The sequence below is a fragment of the Pseudomonas fragariae (ex Marin et al. 2024) genome (assembly GCF_059621105.1).
In genome coordinates this window covers 1,425,243-1,448,511 of sequence record NZ_CM184369.1, presented here as the reverse complement: position 1 = coordinate 1,448,511, position 23,269 = coordinate 1,425,243, and the positions used below count along the sequence as shown (strand labels likewise).

The 23,269-nt window shown below is 59.1% G+C and carries 23 protein-coding genes and 1 pseudogene; 13 read left to right on the top strand and 11 right to left on the bottom strand.

Annotated features, from left to right (window positions below):
• The first annotated feature begins 247 nt into the window (after positions 1–247).
• Entirely contained in the window at positions 248–1,573 is a 1,326-nt protein-coding gene (locus AC54XV_RS06570) for a pectate lyase (protein WP_011266872.1), read from the top strand.
• A gap of 83 nt (positions 1,574–1,656) precedes the next feature.
• Here AC54XV_RS06570 and AC54XV_RS06565 read toward each other — a convergent pair whose 3' ends face one another.
• Complete coding sequence (locus tag AC54XV_RS06565) at positions 1,657–3,108, bottom strand: hypothetical protein (protein ID WP_024642743.1); 1,452 nt, start codon at positions 3,106–3,108, stop codon at positions 1,657–1,659.
• A 342-nt stretch (positions 3,109–3,450) separates the two neighbouring features.
• Here AC54XV_RS06565 and AC54XV_RS06560 point away from each other — a divergent pair, with 342 nt between their 5' ends.
• The 5 genes from AC54XV_RS06560 to AC54XV_RS06540 all read left to right on the top strand — a co-directional run bounded on the left by AC54XV_RS06560 (position 3,451) and on the right by AC54XV_RS06540 (position 7,811).
• On the top strand, positions 3,451–4,395 hold the full coding sequence (locus AC54XV_RS06560; RefSeq protein WP_024651696.1) for a bestrophin family protein: 945 nt from the start codon (positions 3,451–3,453) through the stop codon (positions 4,393–4,395).
• Between the two features lie 394 nt (positions 4,396–4,789).
• On the top strand, positions 4,790–5,077 hold the full coding sequence (locus AC54XV_RS06555) for a YceK/YidQ family lipoprotein (protein ID WP_003314115.1): 288 nt from the start codon (positions 4,790–4,792) through the stop codon (positions 5,075–5,077).
• A 73-nt stretch (positions 5,078–5,150) separates the two neighbouring features.
• Positions 5,151–5,636: a P-loop nucleotide/nucleoside kinase family protein gene (locus AC54XV_RS06550; protein WP_024638534.1), complete on the top strand. Its 486-nt coding sequence runs from the start codon at positions 5,151–5,153 to the stop codon at positions 5,634–5,636.
• Positions 5,637–5,840: 204 nt separating this feature from the next.
• Positions 5,841–7,586 carry an OPT family oligopeptide transporter gene (locus AC54XV_RS06545; protein ID WP_024642745.1) on the top strand — a complete coding sequence of 582 codons (1,746 nt, stop codon included), beginning with the start codon at positions 5,841–5,843 and terminating at the stop codon, positions 7,584–7,586.
• 63 nt (positions 7,587–7,649) lie between these two features.
• Positions 7,650–7,811: a DUF2986 domain-containing protein gene (locus AC54XV_RS06540; protein ID WP_069704347.1), complete on the top strand. Its 162-nt coding sequence runs from the start codon at positions 7,650–7,652 to the stop codon at positions 7,809–7,811.
• 474 nt (positions 7,812–8,285) lie between these two features.
• Here AC54XV_RS06540 and AC54XV_RS06535 read toward each other — a convergent pair whose 3' ends face one another.
• On the bottom strand, positions 8,286–8,912 hold the full coding sequence (locus AC54XV_RS06535; RefSeq protein WP_004406575.1) for a glutathione S-transferase family protein: 627 nt from the start codon (positions 8,910–8,912) through the stop codon (positions 8,286–8,288).
• Positions 8,913–9,009: 97 nt separating this feature from the next.
• Positions 9,010–9,117 (bottom strand): annotated as a pseudogene (locus tag AC54XV_RS06530) (ester cyclase); the annotation flags it as partial.
• 205 nt (positions 9,118–9,322) lie between these two features.
• Between AC54XV_RS06530 and AC54XV_RS06525 the strand changes: the two are divergent.
• Entirely contained in the window at positions 9,323–10,744 is a 1,422-nt protein-coding gene (locus tag AC54XV_RS06525) for a sugar porter family MFS transporter (protein WP_004418871.1), read from the top strand.
• 48 nt (positions 10,745–10,792) lie between these two features.
• Here the strand turns inward: AC54XV_RS06525 and AC54XV_RS06520 are convergent, their stop codons facing one another.
• The 8 genes from AC54XV_RS06520 to AC54XV_RS06485 all read right to left on the bottom strand — a co-directional run bounded on the left by AC54XV_RS06520 (position 10,793) and on the right by AC54XV_RS06485 (position 16,923).
• Complete coding sequence (locus AC54XV_RS06520) at positions 10,793–11,413, bottom strand: LysE family translocator (RefSeq protein ID WP_004406576.1); 621 nt, start codon at positions 11,411–11,413, stop codon at positions 10,793–10,795.
• A 49-nt stretch (positions 11,414–11,462) separates the two neighbouring features.
• Positions 11,463–12,434 (bottom strand): ornithine cyclodeaminase family protein, encoded by a 972-nt coding sequence (locus tag AC54XV_RS06515; RefSeq protein WP_024639178.1) that lies wholly within the window; start codon positions 12,432–12,434, stop codon positions 11,463–11,465.
• A 3-nt stretch (positions 12,435–12,437) separates the two neighbouring features.
• The gene (locus tag AC54XV_RS06510; protein WP_024639179.1) at positions 12,438–13,007 is read right to left on the bottom strand and encodes a carboxymuconolactone decarboxylase family protein; all 570 of its coding nucleotides are present in this window, start codon (positions 13,005–13,007) and stop codon (positions 12,438–12,440) included.
• 65 nt (positions 13,008–13,072) lie between these two features.
• Positions 13,073–13,693 carry a bacilysin biosynthesis protein BacA gene (locus tag AC54XV_RS06505; RefSeq protein ID WP_024639180.1) on the bottom strand — a complete coding sequence of 207 codons (621 nt, stop codon included), beginning with the start codon at positions 13,691–13,693 and terminating at the stop codon, positions 13,073–13,075.
• A gap of 26 nt (positions 13,694–13,719) precedes the next feature.
• On the bottom strand, positions 13,720–14,679 hold the full coding sequence (locus AC54XV_RS06500) for a branched-chain amino acid transaminase (RefSeq protein WP_004406582.1): 960 nt from the start codon (positions 14,677–14,679) through the stop codon (positions 13,720–13,722).
• Positions 14,680–14,681: 2 nt separating this feature from the next.
• Positions 14,682–16,079, bottom strand: coding sequence for a phenylacetate--CoA ligase family protein (locus tag AC54XV_RS06495; protein ID WP_004406584.1), 1,398 nt, complete (start codon positions 16,077–16,079; stop codon positions 14,682–14,684).
• A 25-nt stretch (positions 16,080–16,104) separates the two neighbouring features.
• Positions 16,105–16,527: a DUF2000 domain-containing protein gene (locus AC54XV_RS06490; RefSeq protein ID WP_004403022.1), complete on the bottom strand. Its 423-nt coding sequence runs from the start codon at positions 16,525–16,527 to the stop codon at positions 16,105–16,107.
• 15 nt (positions 16,528–16,542) lie between these two features.
• A complete protein-coding gene (locus AC54XV_RS06485; RefSeq protein ID WP_004406586.1) occupies positions 16,543–16,923 on the bottom strand; it encodes a Dabb family protein in 381 nt (126 codons plus the stop codon).
• A gap of 233 nt (positions 16,924–17,156) precedes the next feature.
• On the opposite strand from AC54XV_RS06485, the gene AC54XV_RS06480 reads away from it, so the two are divergent.
• From AC54XV_RS06480 to AC54XV_RS06455, 6 genes are all read left to right on the top strand, one after another.
• Positions 17,157–17,636, top strand: a complete 480-nt coding sequence (locus AC54XV_RS06480; protein WP_004403020.1) for an Lrp/AsnC family transcriptional regulator — start codon at positions 17,157–17,159, stop codon at positions 17,634–17,636.
• Positions 17,637–17,697: 61 nt separating this feature from the next.
• Positions 17,698–18,078: a glyoxalase superfamily protein gene (locus AC54XV_RS06475; protein ID WP_004406588.1), complete on the top strand. Its 381-nt coding sequence runs from the start codon at positions 17,698–17,700 to the stop codon at positions 18,076–18,078.
• 223 nt (positions 18,079–18,301) lie between these two features.
• Positions 18,302–20,107, top strand: a complete 1,806-nt coding sequence (gene atzF, locus AC54XV_RS06470; RefSeq protein ID WP_024651232.1) for an allophanate hydrolase — start codon at positions 18,302–18,304, stop codon at positions 20,105–20,107.
• A gap of 15 nt (positions 20,108–20,122) precedes the next feature.
• Positions 20,123–21,232 (top strand): BMP family ABC transporter substrate-binding protein, encoded by a 1,110-nt coding sequence (locus tag AC54XV_RS06465; protein ID WP_032656339.1) that lies wholly within the window; start codon positions 20,123–20,125, stop codon positions 21,230–21,232.
• A gap of 9 nt (positions 21,233–21,241) precedes the next feature.
• Entirely contained in the window at positions 21,242–22,351 is a 1,110-nt protein-coding gene (locus AC54XV_RS06460) for an ABC transporter permease (RefSeq protein ID WP_011266864.1), read from the top strand.
• Positions 22,344–23,264 (top strand): ABC transporter permease, encoded by a 921-nt coding sequence (locus tag AC54XV_RS06455; RefSeq protein WP_496718159.1) that lies wholly within the window; start codon positions 22,344–22,346, stop codon positions 23,262–23,264. Before AC54XV_RS06460 ends, AC54XV_RS06455 begins: the two co-directional genes overlap by 8 nt.
• Positions 23,265–23,269: the final 5 nt, after the last annotated feature.

Below are 23,269 nucleotides of genomic sequence, written 5' to 3'. Positions count from 1 at the left end.
CTGAGTCGGAGGGCAAGGGGTTTTGGTTCCTTGGGGCGAGGTGACCTCTCCAGAGCGGTGCATCGGGATCATCGTCCGTCAACGCACACAAACGGGAACCCATCCCCCCGTGTTGCCACTCACTTCCGGCAACGCCAAGGCAGAGTCCTCATCGACCTATAGAACCCGACAAGGACGCGGCGATCAACGCCGGTAAATCCGGAAGACGACGCTGGTTCATATGTCCATCCCATCGAGGTAAAGCACCATGAGCATCGGTATCAACTCATCCACCTCCTACCAACCCGCTTCAACCCAGCTGGACTTCTCGGCGCTGAGCGGCAAGAGTCCGCAGACCAATACGTTCAGCGATGAGAGCACTGCACAGGGCGTCGACCCGAGTGCCCTGCTGTTCGACACTGCCAGACAGAAAGACGTCAGCTTCGGACAGCCCGACAATACGGTTCAAAACCCCACCGACAGCAGCGCTGCAACTGACCCTCAATCCAACGTCGTCAAGCTGCTCAGTGCACTCGTCACATCGCTGCTGCAAATGCTCATGAACCTCAATAAAAAACAGGACACGGGTCAGGACTCCAACGAGTGGCAAGACCCGTTTCAAAACGAGGGAGGACTCGGTACGCCATCGGCCGAAGGCAGTGACGGTGGTACTCAGGAGGCTTCAGGCGGTGACGAGGGCGGCGGTACAACGGCGGCGACGGGTGGTGACGGTGGTGGCGGTACATCCCCGACCACTGAAGGTGACGGCGGCGGTACATCTCCAACCGCTGAAGGTGACGGCGGCGGTAGTTATGTGTCGACTGGCGCAGACGGCAGCGGCGCGCCTTCGACCGAGGACGGAACCGGCGGAGGCGGTGGCAGTGATGGCGTGACGCCTCAAGTCACCCCGCAACTGGCCAATCCCGGCCGCAACTCGGGCAACGGCACGGTTTCGGATACAACGGGCTCTCTTGAGCAATCCGGCGAAGTCAATGTCGTGAAAGACACCATCAAAGTCGGTGCTGGCCAGGTGTTTGACGGCCACGGTGCAACCTTTACCGCCGACAAGTCGATGGGCACCGGCGACCAGGACGAACATCAGAAGCCCCTGTTCGAACTGGCCGAAGGCGCTGTGCTGAAAAACGTGAACCTGGGCGAGAACGAAGCCGACGGCATCCACGTGAATGCCAAAAACTCGGAGCAAGTCACCATTGATAACGTGCATGCCCAGAACGTCGGTGAAGACATGATCACCGTCAAGGGTGAAGGCGGCGCAAAGGTCACCAATCTGAACATCACTAACAGCAGCGCCAACGGTGCCGATGACAAGGTCATTCAGCTCAATGCCGATACCCACCTGAAAGTCGACGGTTTCAAGGCCACCGATTTCGGTACGCTGGTCCGCACCAATGGTGGCAAGCAGTTTGATGACATGAGTGTCGAGCTCAATGGCGTGGACGCGACCCATGGCAAGTTCGCACTCGTCAAAAGCGACAGTGACGATCTGAAACTGGCCACTGGCGACATCGCCATGACCGACGTCAAGCACGCCTATGACAAGACCAAGGCGTCTACCCAGCACACCGAGCTGTGATACGACGCATACATGAGAAACAAGCAAAGGGGCGCACTCCGTGGAAGGCGCCCCTTTGCTTTACCGGCTATGGGTCGAAACGCTTATGAGCGCCCTGGCTGGAACGGCACCGCGCTCGGTGAACCCGCTGCAATGCCACCCTCTTCGATGTCCGGCTCACGAGCATTGCGACGACGTAATGTGTCAAGCAAGGATGCCCCCGTCGCAGCAATCGCCTCACCACTCGCGTCAATGCCCGCCTTGGCCAGCTTGACAGTCTGGTCAGCTACATAGCTGGTCGAACTCGACGCCGCCGATTTGACCGTATCCTGCAAGAACGACTCAGCTTTTTTCACCGCGGGATCGGTTGCGACCGCTGCGGTGGTCCAGGCCGCAAAAACGCCTGCCGAGGCGGCCATATTGGTCAGTTGGCTGACCGCCGCCTTGGTGGCCGGATCAGTGATATTTTTGGTCGCCATCTCCTGCAATTTGCCCACGCCGGCAAAGCCGCCTGCCAGGGCCAGCCCGTTTTGCGCCAGACCGGTGGCCGACACCAGGCTTCTCACCGCTTTCAGGCCGTCGGTGGCGACGTCCAGCGGCAGGCCAGCCACCCGCTTGCCGGCGTTCAGTGCAGCGCCGGAGTAGCTGGCTGACTTGATCGCATTGTAGGCCACGAGCCAGTCGGTTTCTTCACTCAAGTCTGCCTTGGGTTCCTGGTCCTTGATGCCGAGCACGAATGCACCGCCGCGCAAGTGATCACGCGCCTGCACACTGTGCATACGATTGCCGAACCCCGCGTTGGCCGCCAGGCCACCTGCCGCCGACACGCTGATGTCGACCGCACCCTGCACGGCGGGTCTGGATGCCAATGCTGGCGCCAGCACGGTACGCACCGCATTACGCGCGCTGTAAGTCTGGACGGCAATACCCAGATCCACCGCCTGACGCATGACACCCGGCGAGTGACGCTTCACGGAAGCCGCCATCGCATCATGCAGTTTCTCAGGCGGGGTACTCAGGTAGTGCAGGTTGCCCGTGGCGCGATTCATGACCGTGGTGCCGACCTGATCCATGATCCCGGACAGCGCTCCGGACACAAATGGCGTCAGGGGTTTGAGCGGCGTCGGCAGCCAGTCGCCCTTGTTGATGGCAGGCTGCATGTATTGCAGCACCGACGCAGCGGCAAACGGCGTGGCGCGCAGCGCGGTCGAAGCGGTGGTTGCCATCCTGTCGAACTTCTCCGCCTTGGCGAAGGTGTCGGCAATGGTGGCAGGCGTTTCGCCCTCGTCCAGCAAGCGTCTGGCGCGAGCATCGATGATGTTGTCGAGTTGCTCGTTGTGCGCATGAACGGCATCCTGATCGACGGCCGACTCACTCAACGGCAGTTTGTGCGCAGCGAATACATGATCTTTCAGGTAATCGGTAATGGCTTGCAGATTAGCGTGTTCGGCAGGGCTGAGCTCGCGTACGGAACTGGAGGCCAATGATTGCGATGCGGAATAAAAGCGCTCCAGCTCGATGCTGGGCTGCGAGCTGCCGGTTCGGTTGATGTGCATTGAAACTCCCTCTCTATTGCTTAAGTTGCGTAGCAACGCGCCGAGACGAGTCTGGCCGGACGACTTGCTTGCGAACAGGCAAGGCAATGAGGCGTCGGTCCGAGAGTGATAGCAATTGCAAACGTCCGGGGGCCCGTCAGCGAAGAGGACCGACAAGGCTGTGTGGTCGCAACAGTGCCGGGGGTTCCAGCTGTTGGTAGGGGTCGCCATGGTCAAGACAGGCGTGACTGTTTCGCCACCATGGAGAATTAAGCGAGCTTTAAGCCTCGGTCAGTAAGTTTGCGGCGTGGTGTGTTGATTGACCGCGCCAAACCCCTTCCAACCCAGCAAAGGAGTGCCGCAATGTCTGGTCCTTTTGAAAAAAAATGGCGGTGCATCAGCAGAACGGTCACCTACGTTGGCTGGTCATTGTTCTGGCTTCTGCTCTGGGACGTGGCCGTGACCATGGACTTCATGTTGATCCAGGGTGCGGGGATAGATCTCCCGCTGATGCCGCTTACGCTGTTGTGCTCGGCGCTTATCGTACTGATCAGCTTTCGCAATTCCAGCGCCTACAACCGCTGGTGGGAAGCGCGCACGCTATGGGGCGCGATGGTCAACAGCTCGCGCAGCTATGGCCGCCAGGTACTGACCTTGATTGAAGGCAGCGCCAATGAACGTGGCAACCCGGTGAAAGAAGTATTGTTCAATCGTCACGTGGCTTACCTGCGGGCACTGCGCGCTCATCTGAAAGGCGATGTCAGCACAGCAAAACTCGAAGGGCTGTTATCGCATTCCGAGATTCAACGCGCGCGTGAGAGCAATAACTTTCCCAATGACATTCTCAACGGCTCGGCAGCCATGATCTCCGAAGAGTTTGCCGGAGGGCGAATCGACAGCATCCGCCTGGCGCGACTGGAGTCGACCATGGTCGAACTGTCCAACTGCCAGGGCGGCATGGAGCGCATCGCCAATACGCCGCTGCCCTACCCGTACGTCTATTTTCCCAGACTGTTCAGTACCCTGTTCTGCATCATCATGCCGCTGAGCATGGTGACCACCCTGGGCTGGTTCACCCCGGCAATCTCGACGGTCGTCGGCTGCATGCTGCTGGCAATGGACCGCATCGGTACTGACCTGCAAGCCCCGTTCGGCGCCAGCCAGCACCGGATTCGCATGGAAGACCTGTGCAACACCATCGAAAAGAATCTGCGCTCGATGTTTGATGCACCGGCCAGGCAAAGTCTGGTAATTGACTCGCAAGACCAGCAGGGCAGCGCCTGGCAACCGCATCGACTGGTCGTTTGATGCCAGGCACGCTCGTCGCTATTTATAAGCGCTGAATATAACTTGCGTGCTGCAGCCGCTGACGTTTAAGACAGTGGCAAGGCGACGTTGCAACCAGCCATCGCAGTTATGCCTGAACGTACCGGCTCAGAGGTTTTGCTGTCGGTTCCCGACAGATCGCGAGCAAGCTCGCTCCCACTGAGACAGCGTTGTTCAGGCAGATCGCGCAACGCATTGCCTGAGCTGTGGGCAGGATGATCGGAGTACCCCATGCATCTGCTGTCGCTCACTGCTCGCTTGTTCGAATGCTCTAGAGTCGCCTTTTTTGATCCAGACTCGACGTCGCCTGGTTCCCTGTCAGGGCGGTTGGGTAGAATGAAGCACACTTTGCGTAGACGCCAAAACAAGGGAATGTATGTTCAAGCAATGCCTGTTACTCGCTACGGCCATCTCACTGAGCGGCTGCTGGAGCCTGATGTATCACCTCGATGGTGAGCGTTGCGTCTATCCCGGTACACGGCACGGCTGGGCATGGGGTACTAAAGATGTGACATCGACCTGGCCCTGGTTGATAGACGTGCCGTTCTCTCTGGCGCTGGACACGCTGTTTCTGCCCTACGACCTCACCGCTTTCCTGCCGGAAAACCTTGGCGGTGATGATCGCGAGTGCCATTTCAATGATGGGCTGAATGTGCTTGGTTGACAGGCTCCCGCTGGGTATGGGCTCACCTCTGTTCAGGAATGCACAGCTTACGACTGGAAAAGGACACGACTTGATGCTCGCCACCAGACTTCACCTCCTGTGCGGCAAGATCGCATCCGGTAAATCGACACTGGCAAAATCAATCGCGACCGAGCATTCAGCGATCCTGTTGAGTGAAGATCAATGGCTCTCCCGGCTCTACCCTGACGAGATCAAATCAGTGGCGGACTACGTGCGCCTGGCCCATCGGATTCGCGACATCATCGGCCCTCTGGTCATCGACATGCTGAAGTCCGGCATGTGCGTGGTTCTGGATTTCCCTGCCAATACGCTCGCCGACCGCCAGTGGCTTCGCAGCCTGGCTGAAGACGCGCAGGTTAAGCATCGACTGCACTATCTCGACGTGGAAGATGATATTTGCCTTGCCAGACTGCATGCTCGCAACCAAAGAGCCGAGCATGACTTTGCGGCCACAGATGCGGAGTTCAGGCTGATCACACGCTACTTCCAGATTCCACACACTGACGAAGGGCTGGATATTCTGGTTCACCGCCTGTAATTCATCAGAAGGCGCGTGGTGATGTCCTTCAAACAGTCTGATATCTGATATTCCTGCAACAGGCACCCTGCGTAACCGGTCGGCGAAAACCGGAACAAATGGATGCCTTAACGCCACTACACAACGAAGCCTGCCATGTGAACCTTCGGCCGATATGGCGCTCACTTTATAGGTCGCCTTGTCTCATCGCCGAAAGGAATTCGCATGCTTTCGACCTCACCATCGACCCCTCTTGCCAGCCCTGTCGAGCGTGAGCTCAGTCTACGCGCGGTACTTACCGGGGTTGTGCTCGGTATTCTGTTGACGCCTTCCAATGTGTACGCCGGGTTGAAGATCGGCTGGTCGTTCAACATGTCGATCATTGCGCTGTTGATCGGTTATGCGATCTGGCAAGGGCTGTCGAAGCGTTCTTCCGGGCAGCTGCCGTGGACGCTGCATGAGAGCAACATCAATCAGACTGTCGCCTCGGCCGCTGCGTCGATCATTTCCGGCGGGCTGGTCGCGCCGATTCCGGCTTATACCCTGCTGACGGGTCAGCAACTGGATGCCATCCCGATGATCGCCTGGGTTTTCTCGGTGAGCTTTCTGGGGATCTGGATTGCCTGGTATTTGCGCCCGTCACTGCTCAATGACGCATCGCTGAAATTCCCCGAAGGCATGGCCACTCTGGAAACCCTCCTGCACATCTACAATCACGGCCGTGAAGCTGCGACGCGCCTGAAGGTGCTGCTCAGTACCGCGTTGATGTCAGCGCTGGCCAAGTGGGTCGACACGTTCATATGGGCGTTCCCGCGCTGGTCGCCGAGCGCTCAGTTGGAGCGCCTGACTTTTACCGCTGACCCTTCGCTGCTGCTGGTGGGGTTTGGGGCGATTATCGGTATTCGCGTCGGCCTGACCCTGCTGATCGGTGCCTTGCTGGCCTGGGGTGGCCTGGCGCCGTGGCTGCTGGAACAGGGGCTGGTGACGTTACCGGCCGACAGCAGCGGCCCGCAGTTCGCCGCGCTGGTGGAATGGTTGCTGTGGCCGGGCGTGAGCCTGATGGTCTGTTCGACGCTGGCCTCATTGGCCATCCGTCTGTGGACACTGCACGCCTCCACCAAGGCCAGCGGCGGGACGCCCTGGTCAATGCCCAAGCCCGGGCCGGCCGCCGGGTTTGCGCTGGCGATCCTGTTGGTCGTCAGCCTGCAGGCACTGTTGTTCGGTATCAATCTGTGGATGGCCTTGCTGACCATTCCTCTGGCGATCTGCCTGGCGGCCGTTGCGGCGCGAGTGGTCGGTGCCACGGGTATTCCGCCCATCGGCGCAATCGGGCAGTTATCGCAATTGAGCTTCGGCATCGTCGCGCCCGGTCAGGTGCCGATCAACCTGATGAGCGCCAACACAGCCGGCGGTTCAGCCGGGCAATGCACCGATTTGATGAACGATTTCAAGGTAGGCCGGGCGATCGGCGCCACGCCGCGCAAGCAATTGATTGCCCAGACACTGGGGATTTTCGTCGGCAGTATCGTCGGGGTTCTGGCTTATATGGCGCTGATCCCGGACCCGCAATCGATGCTGCTCACCGAGGAGTGGCCAGCCCCGGCGGTGGCGACCTGGAAAGCCGTGGCGCAGACCCTGACGCACGGTCTGGATTCGCTGTCGGCGAGCATCCGCTGGGCGATTTTCATCGGTGGTCTGGCCGGCTTGTTGCTGGGTATCCTCGACAGCACACTGCCCGCGCATCGCGCCCGGTACCTGCCCAGCGCCGCAGCACTGGGCCTGGCCTTCGTGCTGCCCGCCTCGGTGTCGTTGATGATGGCGCTCGGGGCAGTGCTCACCTGGCTGGTGAACTGTCGCTGGCCGTCACTGACCGAACGTTTCGCCATCACCGCAGCGGCAGGCCTGATTGCCGGCGAGAGCATTACCGGCGTCGGTGCGTCGTTGTGGCAGATGGTTCAGAACGGCGGGTAGGCATAGGCATGGCGCGACAGGCAAACTGCTATGATTCGCGTCTGTGCAAACGGGTTGAAGAACATGAATCGTCGCAAGAAAATCCAGCAGTTGCTCAAGGCCCATGCCAAAAAGGCCAGCGCCAAACTGGCCCCGCAAAGCAAAGACAAATACATCAGCAAGGCCGACCGCTTGAAGCTGGCGGCCGAAGCGGATCAGGACTCGATCCGCCCGTCTGAAGGCTGATCCTCCATGTCAGCGCCATCGTGAGACGCTCTGCGTCCTCCTGGCGACGCAGAGCGTCGAGAACTGCATTCCCACACGGAGCGTGAGGAACGATCATCTCAACTATCGTGCGGCGCTCTGCGTCGTATGCCTTTCCGGACGCTCCGCGTCCTCTTGCGACGCAGAGCGTCGAGAACTGCATTCCCACGCGGAGCGTGAGGAACGATCATCTCAACTATCGTGCGGCGCTCTGCGTCGTATGCCTTTCCGGACGCTCCGCGTCCTCTTGCGACGCAGAGCGTCGAGAACTGCATTCCCACGCTGGAGCGTGAGGAACGATCAGCCCGAATATCGTGCGACGCTCTGCGTCGTATGCCGTTCCGGACGCTCTGCGTCCTCTTGCGACGCAGAGCGTCTAGAACTGCATTCCCACGCTGGAGCGTGAGGAGCGATCAGCCCGAGTATCGTGCGGCGCAAGCGCTTCAGGCACGGCGGTTACTTGGCAAAGGAATATTCGCCGCCCTGCTCCAAAGCCTTGCGGTATGCAGGTCTGCCCTGCAGTCTTTCAACCCATGCGGTCACATTCGGGTAGGACTGCAGCATTCCCTGGGCCTTGGCGAACTCGCCAATGAAGCTCATCTGAATGTCCGCGCCGCTCAGCTCGTCGCCAAGCAGATATGGCGTCAGCCCCAAAGCCTCATTCAGATAGCCCAGATAGTTGGCCAGCTCCGACTGGATACGCGGATGCAGCGGCGCGCCCGCGTCACCCAGGCGTCCGACGTACAGGTTGAGCATCAGCGGCAGAATCGCCGAACCTTCAGCAAAATGCAGCCATTGCACGTATTCGTCGTAAGTAGCGCTGGCAGGGTCCGGCTGCAGGCGGCCGTCGCCATGGCGGCGAATCAGGTAGTCGACAATGGCACCGGACTCAATGACGACGTGCGGACCATCTTCGATGACAGGTGATTTGCCCAGCGGATGTACCGCCTTGAGCTCGGGTGGCGCAAGGTTGGTTTTCGGGTCGCGCTGATAACGTTTGATTTCGTAGGGCAGGTCGAGCTCTTCGAGCAGCCACAAAATACGCTGCGAACGTGAGTTGTTCAGGTGATGGACAGTGATCATGTCGGGCTCCGCCAGGTGAGAGTGTCTAAAAAAGACTGCGCTACCACCCCGGAGTGCCCTGAAATGATTTTACGTTCGATGAACGTACCCGACTCGCTCAGGCGCCTCTGTCACTCGAAGCACCCGCCGGTTCGCCACGAAGCTCGCGCTCCACTGCCGCTTTATCAATGACCGACCAGACCCCGACGATCTTGCCATCACCAAAGACTGAGTCTCAATGACGGAAAAAGAGACAAATCCAGTCATCAGGACAAGAAAAAGTTAATCGTTCCAGCAGCCCCATGCTCAAGGCTTTCGCCAAAAATGCAATCCTGAGTGGGGTTGTAGGGAACTAGCGCGACCGACATCGCCCTAAGCGTGACATCCATGTACTGGCGCAACGCTGGTTTCAAGCCAAGGACTTCAGATTCATGTCTTCTAGTAGCACCTCAGCAGCGGCGGGTCAGCAAGGCCGGCAACGCGCTGCATCGAATCGACTCATCTTTATCTCCGTGCTTGTGGCGACCATGGGCGCGCTGGCGTTCGGGTATGACACTGGCATCATCGCCGGCGCCCTGCCGTTCATGACCCTGCCCGCCGACCAGGGCGGCCTGGGTCTGGATGCGTACAGCGAAGGGATGGTCACCGCGTCACTGATTGTCGGCGCCGCGTTCGGCTCGCTTGCCAGCGGCTATATCTCCGACCGCTTCGGACGCCGCCTCACCTTACGCCTGCTGTCAGTGCTGTTCATCGCCGGCGCACTGGGAACCGCCATTGCACCGTCCATTCCGTTCATGATCGCCGCGCGCTTCGTGCTGGGTATCGCGGTGGGCGGCGGCTCTGCAACAGTGCCGGTGTTCATCGCCGAGATCGCAGGCCCGTCACGGCGTGCGCGGCTGGTCAGCCGAAACGAACTGATGATCGTCAGCGGCCAGTTGCTCGCCTATGTGCTGAGTGCAGTCATGGCCGCCTTGCTGCATACACCGGGGATCTGGCGTTACATGCTGGCAGTCGCCATGGTGCCAGGGGTGTTGCTGCTGGTAGGCACGTTCTTCGTACCAGCGTCGCCACGCTGGCTGGCCTCCAAAGGCCGTTTCGACGAAGCGCAGGACGTGCTGGAGCAACTGCGCCCCAGCAAACAGGACGCACAGCGCGAAGTCGACGAGATGAAGGCGCAGGACGAAGAAGCTCGTCATCGTCCCAAAGCAAGAGAATTGCTGCGTCAGCGCTGGGTCATCAAGTTGCTGCTGATCGGTGTAGGTCTGGGCTTTACCGCGCAGTTCACCGGGGTGAACGCGTTCATGTACTACACGCCGATCATTCTCAAGAACACCGGGATGGGCACCAACGCTGCGTTGACCGCGACGATCGGCAACGGCGTGGTGTCAGTCATCGCGACCTTGCTGGGCATCTGGGCCATCGGCCGCTATGGGCGTCGGCATTTGCTGATGACCGGTCTGGTCATCGTCATTCTGATGCAGGCAGCGCTCGGTTGCGTGTTGCAGTTCATGCCGCAGAACATGACCCAGAGCTATACCGCCCTGGCCTGCATTCTGGTGTTTCTGCTGTTCATGCAGATGTGCATCTCGCCGGTCTACTGGCTGCTGATGTCAGAACTTTTCCCGATGCAGGTGCGCGGTTTGCTGACTGGCACGGCCGTATCGATGCAGTGGTTGTTCAACGCATCGGTAGCGTTCACTTTCCCGATCGCAGTCGATACCATCGGCAACCCGACGTTCTTCATCTTCGCCGCCATCAACATTGGCTCGTTGATTTTCGTGTTCCTGTGCCTGCCGGAAACCAAGGGCAAGTCGCTGGAGCAGATCGAAAAGCATCTGAAGAAGGAGCTGTAACGGCGACCGGATGAGGTCGTCAACGGCCTCATCCACCCTCCAGGCAGATCAGCGCACCAGCATCGAAGCTGCCGCCGCTACCATGATTGCTGCCGCACCGCGAAACAGTTTTCTTTGCGCACGCTCACTCGACAGCAAATGTCGAATGCGCAAGGCGGCAAATATGAACACGGCCCCGACCGCCAGCAGTACCAGCACCGTCAGCGGCACCAGAACCAGCCCCCATGTCTGCAAAGAGACCGTTTCAAGATTGATGACCAACGGCAAAAGCGCCAGATAAAAGGCAATGGTCTTGGGGTTGCCCAAGGTAATGGTCAGTCCGGACGCGGCCGCGGACAGCAACTCTTTTTTCTTCGCTGATTTTCCGATTTCTATGGCTTGATGATCTGCGAACCAGAACTGCCAGGCCAGATAGCACAGATAAATCGCGGCCCCCCATCGCACTACCTGAAACAACGCATTGAAGTGTTCGGCAATCATGGCAAGGCCAAATACTGCAAATGAAAGATAGGTCAGGTCACCGAGGATCAGCCCGGACAGCAGGCAAAAGCCTGACACCGCCCCGCCGCTGACACTCCGTGCGACCAGCGCTGCCATACCGGGGCCAGGAATGGCGGCGGCAATACCCAACGCTGCCGAATACGTAAGAACCTGAGTCAGATCAAGCATGTTGCACTCCTTGAAATAATTATAAGTGCCCGGCGAGCAGCGCCGTCAGTCATGTAAGACTGCTACCGTTGCAACGGGACGCGACCCACTGGCGGATTATTTCCCGAGAGAACACCAGGTCCTGCACCGCCAGCCCTACCGACTTGAAAACTGTTACGCCTCGAGTTTTTTGCAGCGTTTCATCTTTGCACAGTGTGCCGATCTCTGTTCCGCCACCCGATTGCGCAAGCAGACCTTTCTGAACGGCCTTGATCACGCAGTCGGATGCGGCCAGCACCGAGCGGTTGCAGTCAGTGAATAACGTAATGTCCTGGTAGACATCCTCGTGCAACTCCTGAAAACCAGGGGCTGAAGCGCCGATCGCGTTGATGTGACAGTGCACTGGAAGATCCGCATGAAACAGGATGGGCGAACGTGCAGCGGTGGTGGTACAGATGATATCGGCGTCGCGCACGGCTTCGGCAGCGCTAGTGCAAATCGAAACGGGCAGATCGCAGTGCTGCGCGCTCCAGGCTGAGAATTCGCGACAAGCCTCGTTGCTGCGCCCCCATACCGAAACGTACCTAATGGGCCTTACCGCTTGCATTGCCTGCAGATGAGCTCTCGCCTGCAAGCCTGTGCCCAGTATGGCAAGACGACTCGCGTCAGGGGCGGCCAGCAGCCGCGTCGCATGAGCCGATGCAGCCGCTGTGCGGATTTCCGTCACTGCACCTGCGTCCACCGCTACGACAGGAGTCACCTGCGCTTCGTCATAAATCAGGATCGTGCCCATGTGAGAAGGACCGCCGGCAGCCTCTCCAAACCTGACGACCACTGACTTCAGGCCGAATCCCTGGTAAGGACCACTCTTGATGTAGGCGGGCATGACGCCCATCAACGCGTTCTCACCGCCCTTGATAACGGTACGCAACGGCTGCTCTACCTGCCCTGAAGAATGCAGCTGGAACGCTACCTCGCTAAGTTGGAGACTTAGCTGAGCACTCATGAGCGACTTGACCGTATTGCCGTCCAAATGAAGCATCGTTCAGGCCTCGGACAATGTATTGAGCCCTTGAAAGGCGTCCCATTTGAACCGTTCATCGATTTCAGTACCGGCAATGCTGTTCAGAATCGTTGACATGTTTTTCTGTGCGACAGCGAGAATCACGTCCAGCATGTTTTGCTTGCTGAACCCGGCCTTGAGCACAGCCTCCACGGCTGCCCCGCTCAAGCGGCCACGGCAGTTGATCACTTCCAGGGTAAACTCGCGCAATGCCTGCAAACGGGTATTCAAGCGCCCAGGCTGATGAGCCAATGCCTCGACCACGGACTGATCAACGCCCTTGGACAAGGCAATGAAGGCATGCGCCTGGATGGTATAGGCGCACCCGTTTTCTACACCCGTGGTCATCCAGACCACCGCTTTTTCCTCCTCGCTCAACGAGCTTTCGATAACCAGGTCATGCGCCCGCTGATAAGCGCCCAACAATGAAGGCGACTCGGCCATATAGGCACTTTGATTGGGGATCCAGCCAAAGTTGTCGATCGAACTCTGGAGCAACGCTTTACTTTTCAGGGGGGCGGAGTCGATCGTGTGGAGCTTCAAGACAGTCATGATGACCTCGATCAAAAGTGATTCGGGGCTGCCCGGCTCGACCAGGTGCCCTTATGTTTGGGGAATCAGCGCCAGCGTGCGCTGACTTCAACGGGCTGGGTGCTCCACTGGATCGGCGCGAAGACGGACCAGAGCATGCGTATGGGGCGCGTCTTCGATATGAACTGCAGCCCATGGATATGGGCTGCAACCTCGGTGGTCAGCGCGACGTCGACTTCGCCCCTGGCTACCGCAGCTGCAGCGGCACTGGTAGAAAGCGAAAAAATCACCGAGTCGACTTCAAGACCGTCGGGCAGCAACTCCTGAATCAACATGAGCGGAGCGGGATGGGTAGCTATCGTAAGTTTTCTGGTAGTCAACGGCCCCTTGCTCACCAGACCGTACTCCGGGGTGTCAAAGACGAACGTCGCCACAAGGCTTAACCGCGGGTTCATATAAAAGTTATGAATCTGCGGATAGGCGTTGGCCACGATCAATACGCCGGGGATGCGCTCGTCCATCGCTGAGCAGGCATGCTCATAAGAGTCACTGAGGTTGATCTGCACCTGTGATTCAGGAAAACGCTGGCCTAGCCATTCGGTAAAGAAACCAGCCGCCGCTTCACTACTGGTTCCACTCGGCCCCAGTGTATGGATCATCACCTCGCGCCAGTCGCCCACACTCAAATTCAGGAATTTACTGTCCATTGTCATAAATCTCCGGATGATCGATTTCAAAGGGGGCTCAGCCAGTGGGCATATCGGCTGTGCGAACCTTTCACCGTTTGCAGGTAGAGGCTTCTCAGCGCGGCGGTCAGCTCGCCCACTTTGTGGTTCTGCAATACGTAATGATCAATCTGTGTCACGGGTACGATCTCGACGCCTGTGCCGGCGAGGAAGCACTCGTCGACCGAATACAATTCGGAAAACGAGATGTCTCGCTCTACCACGCTCAAGCCTAGTGTTTCTCTGGCCAGGGTCATGATCGAATCCCGGGTAATGCCCTCAAGAATGTGTGCACTAAGAGGCGGTGTGATGAGGCATCCATCCTTGACCACGAATACATTGGAGGTGGTTGATTCGGCCAGATTGCCGTGAATATTCAACATCAATGCATCGTCAAAACCGTTACGTTGCGCCGACTCCATGGCCAACGCCGAATTGGCATAGCTACCGGTGATTTTCGCTCGCGAAGGAAGAGATACATCCGGGATGCGTCGCCAGCTCGAAACGGCGCAGCGGATGCCGGCAGCGGGCATGTAGGCTCCCATTGCCAGCGTGTTGATAACCAGCCCGGAGCTGACGCCAGTCAGTTTTACTCCGAAACCGACGCCGGGCATCAGCGCCTTTTTGTAGGCCATGGGCCTGATATAGCTGTCGGTCAGCGCGTCATTGCGACGCAGTAAATCGAGAATGATTTCCTTTAGTTCAGCGCGGCCCGGCAGGCTGTCCAACTGCAGCAACCTGGCTGAGTTCTCCATACGTTTAAGATGATCGTCCAGCCTGAAGACGTTCAACTCGCCGTTTTCAGCAACATAGGCGCGTATACCCTCGAACACCGCGGTGCCGTAATTGAATGCCTGGGTCGTTATCGGAACCAGAGCGTCTGCAGCGGCTACAAAACGATCATCCAGGTACACCCATGGGTGCGGTTTGCGCGGAGTACTTGTGGTGTTGAGCGGTCCGTCGGCCATGGTCAGGCCCTCCGCGCAGCGATCTTCAAGGCGGTATCACGCTCCAGATTATCGCCGCCCGTGCGTTTGTCGTGGAGTCGCGCAGCTTTCCAGCTGACCATCGCTGCCGTGCCGGTCACCGCATCGGTTGGGCCGACAGTAATACTCACGGGAACACCGAGTGCGGTCTCCATATAGCTAGCAACGGTGTTCAGGTCGTTTCGGGCTTCGCTATTGGGCTGCAACTCGATAATGACGCTTAATTTATCGATACCCGACACGGTTTCGACCTGAATGTGATAGTCCAGACAACCTGTCAGATGCTCGAACAGCGCTGCTTCAACGTCGTAGGCGCAATGGTTGCGTCCGTTTATGACCAGCGTGTCTCTGAGCCGTCCGATGGGGATGATCTGCCACTTGCCCTGACTCAGAACCCGGGCTCTGATCGTATCTCCCGTGCGATACCGAATCAGAGGCTTCTGGCCCTGATAGAGGTGCGTGATAACCAGCTCGCCGGTCATCTGGCCGTCTTTCGGCTCCAGGACTTCGCCGGTGATCGGATTGACCACTTCATAGACGACATTCAAGGGCACGGTGCACAAGTGCCCCTGCTTGTCACAGGCAGCAAGAATTGAAGACTCCTGCGATGCGTACATGCAGTTGTAAACCGCACTGCCCCATACATCGCCAATGTTGCGCAACAAACCAGGCGTGGTGAGTTCACCCAAGGTGAATATCAACTTCACGCCCAGCGATGAAGGGTTCTGCCCCTTGTTGATCAGGTGCCTTGCCAGGCTGATTGCAACGGCGGGAGTACACACCAGTGCAGAGATTTTCAGCTCCCTGATCAGCGTAACGACGCGCTCCATACCGACAACAGGTGAGCGCGGCCACATCTTCACTACTGTGTGTCCCAGACTGCGGCAGACGTCCTCGAATGTATCCCCGGTAGAGTGCAGCTCCGTAGGCCCCATGACACCGACTATATGGCGCTCGCCGTGAGCCTGAAAAAGCGCTCCGTAACGAAGTATCAACGGGGTATTGTTGAATATCGAATCCCGCTCGTTACGCGGGCATGGCGTGGCCGCACCCGTCGTGCCGGTGGTTTCGTAATAGATCCAGGCATCAGACAGCGGAGCAGAGAGCATGAAGTGACCTGCCGTGCGCAAGTCATCTTTCGTAGTAAATGGCAACTGGCGGAACGCGTGCCAGTCCAGCGTGCTTAATGCAGCGTCCGACGCGGACAACAGATCGCGATAAAACGGAGAATGGGCGTTGACATAACGAAGTGTCTGCCTGAGACGGTCGAGTTGAATAGAGTTAAGTTCCTCGACAGAGATACCATCGCTTTCAAACAATGCATGCTGCTGGTACGTGACACGCGCCAACTCTAAAAGATCCGGTTTGAATAAAGCGTACACGACAACCTCCTTGTCATTGAGATAATTACTTGAACAGTGGAAAGTTTCCTGACAGCTTACTGATCTTTTTCTTCGGCCCTATCAGCCCGATCGCGACCAACTCGATGGACGAACTGTCAGCCTCGGAGATACGCGACTCGTACTCCTGATATGTTTTGCAGGATTGCGCCAGTGCACTGAACGGAATGCTGAAAATCTCATCATCGGCCAGGGCTTTTTCCTGAAGCTCGTGCAGGCTTTCATTGCTGGACAACAGAATCGGCAAAGGCGCGTAGATGACGCCAGGGTAGTTGACACTGTCGCTGCTCTGCATGTCCGGACCGACCAGTCCCTCTACGGAGCGCCCCATACTGACGCCGATGACGCTGACTGCGTTCGCGGCATGCCCCAGCCCCAGCGCCTTATCAACAACGATTACACACTTGTGAAGTGCCGCATCAAAATTCATGGGTCCCCCCTCAAACTATCGAGAAACGCTCACCGCATCGAGCGGTGCGCTGACCACGTCAGTCCAGCCATCGAGCAGCCCTGACCACTGTGTTGTTTCACTGTTGATATCGATATCCACGACCTGCCAACTGGCGATCTTCTGCCACTTGAGCACGCCGTCCTGGTGATCAGGATGAATAAGGAAACTTGACAGTTCTTCCTGACTTTCAAATAAGCCCATGACCACAAAGTCCATCGCTCTTTTACGCACGCTTATATTTCTTCCACAGGCCCAGCCTGCAATCTCGCTAATACGGTGCGGGTGTCCACGGGTGGCGGCTTCTGCCTCCAGGACTTCACTGTCACACCATTGAAAAGGCTCATGAAACTTGAAGAAAACCAAGTGGAGAATCATGCATCGTCCTTGTTTATCGCCGACCACGTTGACTGGATTATTTAAACGCGGGGCTGTCCCTATTTACTTTCCAACGATCCGGCTAACGGCAAACAGTGTATTGATGAGACGTTTGCCAAACCTTGTCTGGAAAAAATACTACACGCTTTAAACGGGAAAAAATCATCTATTCTGATTGCCTGAATCACCGAATTAGGTAGAATTTCCCCCATCCACAAGGAGTTGCGGAATTTATGACCTACCAGACGTTGAATCCTACTGATGTAAGGATCCTCACGGCGCTGCAGCAGGATGGCCGTATCACCAACCAGACCCTGGCCGACCAGATCGGCATGTCTGCCTCGCCCTGTTGGCGACGGGTCAGGCAGCTGGAAGAACATCGCTATATCCAGGGTTACAGAGCCGTACTGGACCGCCGCAAGATCGGGCTGGGCGTCATGGTGTTCATTCGTATCAGCATCGACAGTCATAGTGAGGCCGAGGCCAGAAAATTCGAGAAGGAAGTCATGCAGCTGGAAGATGTCGTGGCGTGCTACAGCATCGGTGGCGATGCGGACTTTCTGCTTCAGGTCGTAGCGCCCGATCTGGATTCCTTTGCTGACTTCGCCATGACCGTGGTCAGACGATTACCCGGCATCAAGGAAATGCAGAGCATGTTCGTCCTCAAGGAAATAAAACCGTTCGTCTCGTTCCCGGTAAAGCAGCCCGCATAGCATAAATGCGTGCATCGGCATCAATGACTGCACGCCCATCATTTCAAATAAAGGAATAGCCATGCCCACGACCGAGCCAGCCACCGTGACCTTCACCAGCGCCATCCCGATCCTGCGGATGTTCGATGAACGCAAAGCGCGTGAGTTCTATATCGACTTTCTCGGTTTCAGCATCGAATTCGAACACCGCTTCGAAGCGGATCTGCCGTTGTATCTAGGCATCAGCCGTAACGGGCTGAACCTGCACCTCTCCGAGCATCACGGTGACGCCTGTCCAGGTGCGGCGGTGTTCATTCCGACGCAGAACATCGAGCAATTGCGCGATGAGCTGATCGGCAAGCAGTACGGCTATGCCCGCCCGGATATTGTTCAGCAAGGCTGGGGGAAGGTACTGGAAGTCTGCGACCCGTTCGGTAACCGGCTCAGGTTCTGCGAGAGCTGAGAAACCCGCATTGATGTCAGCCGTGCGGCGATACTATTCGCCCTGCGGCTGACACGACCCATCTTTGTGCACACAGACGCATTCAAGCGCACACATGACGCATGATTGCAGCGCAACTCACCGCCAATAGCCAGTAATCCCGCCGTAAATCGCCCTCCGGCCGACGTTGGCCCATAACGTGCAAACGCGTCAGTTCATCTTGTATACATGAATGAACACCACCATGACCGCACTCGATATTCCTGAACTTCAGTCGGCGCTCCGCTCCGGCGAAACCACGCTGACGACTCTGGTGCATACCCTGACTGCGCATATTGATGCGGATGACCGGGCAGAGGTCTGGATTCATCGCGTTCCCCTGGCACAGCTTGTCGAGCGGGCAAAGGCGCTGGAGGGCATCGCCGAAGAAATGGGCGATGCGCTGTATGACCGGTTGCCGCTGTTCGGCGTGCCCTTTGCGGTCAAGGACAATTTCGACGTGGCGCAGATGCCGACCACGGCTGCCTGCCCGACGTTCGCCTACGTACCCGAGGACAATGCTCACGTTGTGCAGCTGCTGCTCGACAGCGGCGCAATCCTGATGGGCAAGACCAATCTCGATCAATTCGCCACAGGCCTGGTGGGCGTCCGCTCGCCTTACGGCGCGGTACGCAATGCGCATGATCCGGCCTACGTCAGTGGCGGTTCGAGTTCCGGTTCGGCAGTGGCGGTAGCGCGTGGCTACGTCAGTTTTGCACTGGGCACGGACACCGCAGGTTCAGGCCGCGTGCCAGCCGGCTTCAACGGCATCGTCGGGCTCAAGCCCAGCCTTGGCCTGTTCAGCAGCCGCGGGGTCGTGCCTGCCTGCCGCACGCTGGACTGCCCATCCATCTTTGCCAACGATGTGATGCAAGCCTGGCAGGTGGCGCAGGTCATTGCAGCTTACGACCCGCTGGATGCGTCCAGTGTGGCCGTGCAGGCATTGCCGGTGCAGCGCAGGGTTCGGCGTGTCGCCGTCGCGCGGCACTGCGAGTTCTTCGGCGATGAGCAGGCACAGGCGGCTTACCTCAAAACTCTGGAAGCCCTGCAAAACGACCCGCTGGTGACGGTCAGCGCTATCGAGTTCGACGTGTTCGCCGAGGCAGCTGCCCTGCTGTATCAAGGCCCGTGGGTGGCGGAACGCCGCGCTGCCATCGGCGAATTCTTCGCCAGCAACGCGGCCGACATTCATCCCGTGGTGCGCGGCATTGTGCAGAGCGCTGATTCATTCGACGCCGTGGACACGTTCAACGCGCGCTATCGCCTGGCAGAGCTGACCCGCGCTGCGCAGCAACTGCTGACCGACATCGATGTGCTGGTGGTGCCAACCGCGCCGTGCATGCCGACCATCGAAGCGGTGCTCGGCAACCCGGTCGCGCTCAACTCACAGCTCGGCTATTACACCAACTTCGTCAACCTGATGAACATGTGCGCCATCGCCATCCCGACAGATCGTCGCGCGGACGGGCTGCCTGCGGGTATCACGCTGATTGGCCCGGCCGGTGCCGATCAACGCCTGGCAGAGATCGCCGCCGCCTGGCAGCCGCTGTTCGGCCAGGCTGACCAGCGTGACGCCGTGGCAATGGCTCCCCTGCCCTATAACAGCCCGACCGTACAGGTTGCGGTCGTCGGCGCGCATCTGGTCGGCCAACCGCTCAACTGGCAACTGCTTGAAGGTGGCGCTCGCTTGCTGCGCAGCACAACCACCAGCGCGGATTACCGCCTGTATGCGCTGGCAGAAACGTCGCCGCCGAAGCCGGGACTGGTGCGCGTCGCTGAACAGGGCGCGAGCATCGAGATAGAAGTCTGGGAAATGCCGCTGAACCAGTTCGGCGCTTTCGTCGCAGCCATTCCCGCGCCACTGGGCATCGGCTCGCTGCAATTGGCCGACGGCCAGTGGGTCAAGGGTTTCATCTGTGAGCCTGGCGGCCTTGAAGGCGCGCTGGACATCACTGACTACAAAGGCTGGCGCGCCTACCGCGCCGCGCACACATCTTCCATCGCTCAATGACCCGAGGTAGCACACATGTCGAATGTTGATCGTCGCAGTTTCATCAAGTTGGCGGGCATTATCGGCCTGAGCGCAGCGCTGCCTTTCGGTCGCGCCTATTCAGCCGATGCGCCGCTGGTAGTGGGTTTTATCTACGTCGGCGCTCGCGACGACTTTGGTTACAACCAGGCCCACGCCCAGGCAGCGGCCATCATCAAGACACTGCCCAACGTCAAAGTGATCGAGGAAGAGAACGTTCCGGAAACCGTGGCCGTACAGAAGACCATGGAAGCCATGATCCGTCAGGACGGCGCCACGTTGATTTTCCCGACCTCGTTCGGCTATTTCGAACCGCATGTGGTCAAGGTCGCCAAAAAGTACCCCGACGTCCGTTTCGCGCACTGCGGCGGTCTCTGGCAGAAAGGTCGCGACCCGATGAACGCGGGGAGCTTTTTCGGTTACATCGACGAGGCGCAATACCTCAACGGCGTGATCGCCGGGCACATGAGCAAGAGCAAAAAGCTCGGTTTTGTCGCCGCCAAACCAGTGCCTCAGGTGCTGCGCAACCTCAACGCCTTCGCCATGGGTGCCCGCTCGGTCGACCCGAGCATCGTCACCACGGTGATCTTCACCGGTGACTGGTCGCTACCGGTCAAGGAAGCGGAGGCCGCCAACGGCCTGATCGACCAGGGTTGTGACGTACTGACCTGCCATGTCGACGGGCCCAAGGTCATCGTCGAGACGGCTGAAAAACGCGGCGTGATGACCTGTGGCTACCACGCCAGCCAGGCTGCGCTGGCGCCCAAGGGCTACCTGACCGGGGCCGAATGGAACTGGGAGACGCCTTATCGTGCTCACGTCGCGGCAGCCCAGAGCGGCGCGCCGATGATCAACTTCCTGCGCGGCGGGCTCAAGGAAGGCTTCGTCAAAACGTCCGCTTACGGGCCTGCGGTAACAGCCGACGCCAAACAGAAAGCGGATGCCATCAAGGCGCAGATGATGGCCGGTCAGTTCGTGATTTTCAAAGGCCCGCTCAAGGACAACAAGGGCAACGTGGTGATTGCCGATGGTGTTGCCCAAGGCCAGACCGACATTGCTCTGGAGAGCATGAATTACCTGGTCGAAGGCGTGCTTGGCCAGCTCTGAGGAACATTCATGAGTTCATCGATAAGTCTGCGCCGCCTGGCCAGCGCGTTGTTGCCGGGGCTGCCTACGCTGCTGGCGGTGTTTTCCTCGTGCGTGCTGTTCGGGCTGTTTCTGGCGGTTCAGGGCAAGCCTGCCTGGCAGGCGCTGCACCTGGTCGGCGAAGGCGCGTTCGGCTCGTGGTTCGCCCTGGAAAACACCTTGCAACGCGCCGCGCCGCTGATGCTCACCGCGCTGTGCGTCGCCCTGCCCGCACGGGCCGGGCTGATCATCATCGGCGGTGAAGGCGCGCTGGTACTGGGCGGCCTGGCTGCCGCAGTGACACCCTTGTGGGTCAGCGATCTGCCAGCCGGTTTGATGCTTGCCTGCATGGCCGTCGCAGCAATGACCGTGGGCGCACTGTGGATTGGTCTGAGTGGCTGGATGCGCCAGCGTCGCGGGGTCAATGAAACGATCAGCAGCCTGCTGCTTTCGTACATCGCCCTGGCACTGTTCCGGCAGTTGGTGGAAGGCCCCCTGCGCGATCCGGCAAGCCTGAACAAGCCTTCGACGCCGCCGCTGGACGATGCCTATATGATCGGCACGATCAGCGACAGTTTCGAGGTGCACTGGGGACTGGTGGCGGGCGTCGTCGCCTGTCTGCTGGCGTATGTGCTGGTGCGCCACAGCGTCAAGGGTTTTGCCCTCGCCGTGGTCGGCGGCAACGTGCGGGCTGCGCTGATGATCGGCTTGCCCGTGGACCGGCTGATCATGCTCAGTTGCCTGCTGGGCGGTGCGGCGGCGGGCCTGGCCGGCATGTTCGAGGTCACCGCGGTGCAAGGCAGCGCCAACGCCGCACTGATCGCAGGCTACGGCACCAGCGGCATCCTTGTCGCCTTCGCCGCTCGCCATCATCCGCTGGCCATTATCGTCTGCGCCATCCTGCTTGGCGGGCTGGAGGCCAGTGGCGGACTGCTTCAACGACGGCTCGGTCTGCCGGACGCCACCACGCTGATTCTTGAAGGTCTGCTGTTCACCAATCTGCTGCTCTGGGAAGCCCTGGGTGGACGTATCGCCGCCTGGAAGATCAGGCTGACGGCGGCGCCTGCGCCGCTCGACAAGGGAGCACTGCAACATGGCTGATATCGACCTGACTACCTTTCTGCTCGCCCTGCTGGCCGGCGCCATCCGCGTCGGCACGCCTTTTCTGTTCGTCAGCCTGGGCGAATGCCTGACCGAGAAGAGCGGCCGGATCAACCTGGGGCTGGAGGGCATTCTGGTCGCGGGTGCCATGTCCGGATATGCCGTCGCGTGCCTGAGCGGCTCGGCGTGGCTGGGCGTCGGCGCGGCTGCAGGCGTCGGCATTCTGCTGGGCCTGCTGCATGGGCTGGCGTGCTCGTTGCCACGGGTCAACGACATCGCGTTCGGCATCGCACTGATCCTGCTCGGCACCGGCCTGGCGTTCTTTCTCGGCAAAGCCTTTATCCAGCCACAGGCGCCCATGCTGCCTTCACTGGCGCTGGGTGCCTGGAGCAGCGAAGAACGCGTGCGCTCGGCGCTGAACATCAATGTGCTGTTCTTCGTCGGTGCAGCGCTGGCGTTCGTGCTGCACTGGGGGCTGCGCACCACGCGCTGGGGGCTGATGCTGCGTCTGGTCGGCGACCATGCCGAAACCGCTCAGGCGCTGGGCTATCGACCGCTCAAGGTACGCATCGTGGCCACTGCGGTGGGCGGCGGGCTGGCCGGTATCGGCGGTGCCTATCTGTCGCTCTACTACCCCGGCAGCTGGAACGAAGGGCTGTCCAGCGGTCAGGGGCTGATAGCCGTGGCGCTGGTGATCTTTGCCCGCTGGCGCCCGTTGGCGTGTCTGTGGGCGTCGTTGCTGTTCGGCGCTGCCGGTGCCATCGGCCCGGCCCTGCAAGCGGTCGGTATCAGCACCGGCTATTACCTGTTTGCCGCAGCACCTTATGCGCTGACGCTGGTGGTGATGTACGCCACCTGTCGCCGTGGTCGCACTTTGAACGGCGCGCCGGGCGAACTCAGCCTGACGCGATGAACTGA

Bases quoted from the DNA above. Each gene is read 5' to 3' on its own strand.
- AC54XV_RS06555 (WP_003314115.1), top strand. From the start codon at position 4,790: ATGTTCAAGCAATGCCTGTTACTCGCTACGGCCATCTCACTGAGCGGC.
- AC54XV_RS06480 (WP_004403020.1), top strand. From the start codon at position 17,157: ATGACCTACCAGACGTTGAATCCTACTGATGTAAGGATCCTCACGGCG.
- AC54XV_RS06570 (WP_011266872.1), top strand. From the start codon at position 248: ATGAGCATCGGTATCAACTCATCCACCTCCTACCAACCCGCTTCAACC.
- AC54XV_RS06490 (WP_004403022.1), bottom strand. From the start codon at position 16,527: ATGAATTTTGATGCGGCACTTCACAAGTGTGTAATCGTTGTTGATAAG.
- AC54XV_RS06545 (WP_024642745.1), top strand. From the start codon at position 5,841: ATGCTTTCGACCTCACCATCGACCCCTCTTGCCAGCCCTGTCGAGCGT.
- AC54XV_RS06460 (WP_011266864.1), top strand. From the start codon at position 21,242: ATGAGTTCATCGATAAGTCTGCGCCGCCTGGCCAGCGCGTTGTTGCCG.
- AC54XV_RS06455 (WP_496718159.1), top strand. From the start codon at position 22,344: ATGGCTGATATCGACCTGACTACCTTTCTGCTCGCCCTGCTGGCCGGC.
- AC54XV_RS06565 (WP_024642743.1), bottom strand. From the start codon at position 3,108: ATGCACATCAACCGAACCGGCAGCTCGCAGCCCAGCATCGAGCTGGAG.
- AC54XV_RS06510 (WP_024639179.1), bottom strand. From the start codon at position 13,007: ATGACTGTCTTGAAGCTCCACACGATCGACTCCGCCCCCCTGAAAAGT.
- AC54XV_RS06475 (WP_004406588.1), top strand. From the start codon at position 17,698: ATGCCCACGACCGAGCCAGCCACCGTGACCTTCACCAGCGCCATCCCG.
- AC54XV_RS06550 (WP_024638534.1), top strand. From the start codon at position 5,151: ATGCTCGCCACCAGACTTCACCTCCTGTGCGGCAAGATCGCATCCGGT.
- AC54XV_RS06525 (WP_004418871.1), top strand. From the start codon at position 9,323: ATGTCTTCTAGTAGCACCTCAGCAGCGGCGGGTCAGCAAGGCCGGCAA.
- AC54XV_RS06535 (WP_004406575.1), bottom strand. From the start codon at position 8,912: ATGATCACTGTCCATCACCTGAACAACTCACGTTCGCAGCGTATTTTG.
- AC54XV_RS06465 (WP_032656339.1), top strand. From the start codon at position 20,123: ATGTCGAATGTTGATCGTCGCAGTTTCATCAAGTTGGCGGGCATTATC.
- AC54XV_RS06500 (WP_004406582.1), bottom strand. From the start codon at position 14,679: ATGGCCGACGGACCGCTCAACACCACAAGTACTCCGCGCAAACCGCAC.
- AC54XV_RS06560 (WP_024651696.1), top strand. From the start codon at position 3,451: ATGTCTGGTCCTTTTGAAAAAAAATGGCGGTGCATCAGCAGAACGGTC.
- AC54XV_RS06520 (WP_004406576.1), bottom strand. From the start codon at position 11,413: ATGCTTGATCTGACTCAGGTTCTTACGTATTCGGCAGCGTTGGGTATT.
- AC54XV_RS06515 (WP_024639178.1), bottom strand. From the start codon at position 12,434: ATGCTTCATTTGGACGGCAATACGGTCAAGTCGCTCATGAGTGCTCAG.
- atzF (WP_024651232.1), top strand. From the start codon at position 18,302: ATGACCGCACTCGATATTCCTGAACTTCAGTCGGCGCTCCGCTCCGGC.
- AC54XV_RS06485 (WP_004406586.1), bottom strand. From the start codon at position 16,923: ATGATTCTCCACTTGGTTTTCTTCAAGTTTCATGAGCCTTTTCAATGG.
- AC54XV_RS06505 (WP_024639180.1), bottom strand. From the start codon at position 13,693: ATGGACAGTAAATTCCTGAATTTGAGTGTGGGCGACTGGCGCGAGGTG.
- AC54XV_RS06540 (WP_069704347.1), top strand. From the start codon at position 7,650: ATGAATCGTCGCAAGAAAATCCAGCAGTTGCTCAAGGCCCATGCCAAA.